Annotated in this window: 6 protein-coding genes; all 6 read left to right on the forward strand. The window is 51.2% G+C overall.

Going from position 1 to position 2901, the window contains the following annotated elements:
• Window positions 1–130 precede the first annotated feature (130 nt).
• On the forward strand, window positions 131–460 hold the full coding sequence (trxA, locus tag COY37_RS10435; protein WP_286677579.1) for a thioredoxin: 330 nt from the start codon (window positions 131–133) through the stop codon (window positions 458–460).
• Window positions 461–488: 28 nt separating this feature from the next.
• Window positions 489–929, forward strand: coding sequence for a DUF3842 family protein (locus tag COY37_RS10440; protein WP_286677580.1), 441 nt, complete (start codon window positions 489–491; stop codon window positions 927–929).
• A 1-nt stretch (window position 930) separates the two neighbouring features.
• A complete protein-coding gene (locus COY37_RS10445) occupies window positions 931–1122 on the forward strand; it encodes a CooT family nickel-binding protein (protein ID WP_286677581.1) in 192 nt (63 codons plus the stop codon).
• 222 nt (window positions 1123–1344) lie between these two features.
• On the forward strand, window positions 1345–1593 hold the full coding sequence (locus COY37_RS10450) for a hypothetical protein (protein WP_286677582.1): 249 nt from the start codon (window positions 1345–1347) through the stop codon (window positions 1591–1593).
• Between the two features lie 307 nt (window positions 1594–1900).
• On the forward strand, window positions 1901–2566 hold the full coding sequence (locus COY37_RS10455) for a class I SAM-dependent methyltransferase (RefSeq protein WP_286677583.1): 666 nt from the start codon (window positions 1901–1903) through the stop codon (window positions 2564–2566).
• 64 nt (window positions 2567–2630) lie between these two features.
• Window positions 2631–2901 (forward strand): NAD(P)-binding domain-containing protein (locus COY37_RS10460; protein ID WP_286977519.1); only part of this gene is annotated, 271 nt, incomplete at its 3' end.

Genomic DNA, 2901 nt, shown 5'->3' on the forward strand with positions numbered 1-2901 from the left:
CGGAGATGTGCGGTATAACCTGCTGAAACAAGTTGTAGTGGCGGCCGGGGAGGGTGCGCTTGCCGCTGTGTCCGCCGAGAAATACATCGAGAGCCAAGAGTAGGGCGCGAAAGGAGTAGGTACGAGACATATGGGTGCGAACGTTGTTAAAGTTGACGAGCAGTCGTGGGATGCGGAAGTAATCGGCTCTGATATGCCGGTTCTGGTTGATTTTTGGGCTGAGTGGTGTGGTCCGTGCAAAATCGTGGCCCCGGTTATTGATGAGTTGGCAAATGAATATTCGAGCAAGGTGAAATTCGCCAAGCTTAACGTCGATGACAACCCACGCATAGCGGGCCAGTACCAGGTGATGAGCATCCCGACCTTCGCTCTCTTTCAGAACGGCGAGGTAAAGAAACGCTTTGTCGGGGCGATGCCGAAAGAGCGCTTTGTTTCGGAGCTTTCGGAGTGGCTCGGATAAAGGCTGAAATCGAGGGCTAAGTATAATTATGAAGATACTGGTAGTCGATGGGGCGGGCGGAAGCATAGGACAGCAGATAATAACGCGCCTGCGCGAAGTCCTGCCCGACAGAATAGAGATACTCGCGCTTGGAACAAATGCGATAGCCGCAAGCACTATGATGAAAGCCGGTGCTAACCTGGGTGCGAGCGGCGAGAACGCGTTTAAAGTGACCGTCCCCGAGGCGGACGTTATTATCGGACCGGTTTCGATTATGATCCCGAACTCGTTTATGGGCGAGCTTACGCCGGGGATGGCCGAATACCTGTCGTTGTCCAAAGCCAGGAAGATATTGCTGCCGCTAGGCAAGCATATCGACCTTGTCGGGGTGAGCAATTTGCCGCTCCCCCACTTGATGGATGAGGCTATCAAACTGGTTCAATCGGCGGTTAATAACGCTGCATCCAACCGCAGTGCGGAGGTGAAATAAAATGTGTGAAACCAACGTCTATGTTGAAAAAGACGGTAAACAAGAGATCCTTATGAAGGATGTGATATCGATCACACCGGTTGATGATAAGCTCTTGCTTGTTGATCTCTTTGGCGAGCAGAAGCAGATCAAGGCCGAGTTTAAGGAGCTTAAGCTGCTTGAGCACATGGTAATTCTTGAGCCCAAGGAATAGCGCCGCTAGGTACTATTCCGGTTGAGAGATACTGCTCTTCTCTCTACTATAGTATGTGTTATAATATGTGCTATAACGTGATTTGAGTTTCAACTCAAAACACGTAGCAAGCAAGTTACATCTAGAATCGAATAGCTACTATTATCTAACTGACCACGAAGGTTACAGCGAAGCGAACTTCGCAGTATTCGTGGTTGTTGTGTTTTTACGGAGGTGGAGTTTATGTGCCAGGCAGGAATCAGTACCGCCGACTACAAGTTGGCGATTCACCAGTTAACAGAACTATCGAAACTACTTAAGAACAACACCGAGCAGTGGGCGCGGCTTGCAGGGGCGTCCCATGAAAAACTGTTATCAGGGCATCTTGAGGAAGCGGCGGTTAAGGTAACTGAAATTACCACGCTGCTCGAAGCGGCTTTTGCGGCCGTGCACGACCACGAGCACCCGCACGTCCATATTTCGAACCCGTAATGTAAGGACGATGTGGCCTTCGGCCCGATCAACCAGGGGTTAAGCGAAGCCGAGGTAATGGAGCGAGATGCTCGTGGATTAAGAGCTTCTTGAAGCCAGCGGCCTTGAGCTGCCGATGAGCGCCGTCCTTGAAAAAACCGGGGCTTAGTTCAGTTTGCACTGCTAAGTGACTAAGAACCCGAGTGATTTTGGCGGGCCCCCATAACTACCTTGCAAGTTGATTTAACAACAACGCAAACGGGTACATATCCTTCGTTCCGATGCTTAATCCTAATGTTATATCACTGCTGATACAGGAGCCGTAAGTATGCCGATAGACAAAGAACGAACCATTCAGTGTTATGATGCGTTTGCGCCGCTTTACTCATTCTTTAGAAAGATAACCCACAAGTCGGATACCGAAATCATGCCGTTTGTTCTCGATACTCTCGACCCCGGTGAGGGTGAAGTCGTGTTGGATGCGGGCACGGGGCCGGGTATCTACGCCATCAAAATGGCCGAGCGGGTGCCGGATGCGAAAATATACGGGGTCGACCTCTCGCCCACATTTTTAAAGCTCGCGAAGAAAAATGCCCTTGAGGCGGGCATCAACCATATCGAATTCGTCCACGGGGATATCGAAAACCTCCCTTTCGAGGATAATCGCTTCGATAAACTGGTCTGTGGCGGAGCCATGGAGGCGGTCCCGAATAAGGAACGGGCCGCACGGGAACTTTATCGCGTTCTCAAGCCCGGTAAAACAGCGGTATTCATCGAACCCGATAGGGGCCAAGACATCCGCGACCGGGCATTTTTGTTCTTTCTCTACGGGTTGGGCCTTATTAACCCCAAACTTCGCGGCTTCACCGCCAAAGACATCCCAAAATACTATTTCAACCGCGAGAGCTTCCATACCCTATTTGCAAACGCCGGGTTTGCAACGGTTGAGATATTCAAGCGCGCCGGCAGCTTTTGTGCGGTGTGCCTGAAGTAGCCACCGGCATCCAAAATTGGTACAATCCCACTATCAGCACTTATTAAAGGTTATCGGGAGTAAAATGAAAAACGACACGCATCGGATTGCGATTATCGGCGCGGGAAAAGTGGGAACCGCGGTCGGAAACCTTCTTGCCAAGCAAGGCCACCACCTGATAGCGGCGAGCGCCGCAACACAAGCGTCTCTTGAAAAAGCATCCCCCTTCCTACCGGAAGCACGCCTGACGCTTGACAGCGCAGAAGCGATAAGGGATGCGGATATCGTTCTCATCACGACCAAAGACGAGCAAATCAAGCTGGCCTGCGATGAGATCGCGACGCAAGGCGCCTTCA

It is taken from the genome of Candidatus Aquicultor secundus (genome assembly GCF_002791875.1).
GTDB lineage: Bacteria > Actinomycetota > Aquicultoria > Aquicultorales > Aquicultoraceae > Aquicultor_A > Aquicultor_A secundus.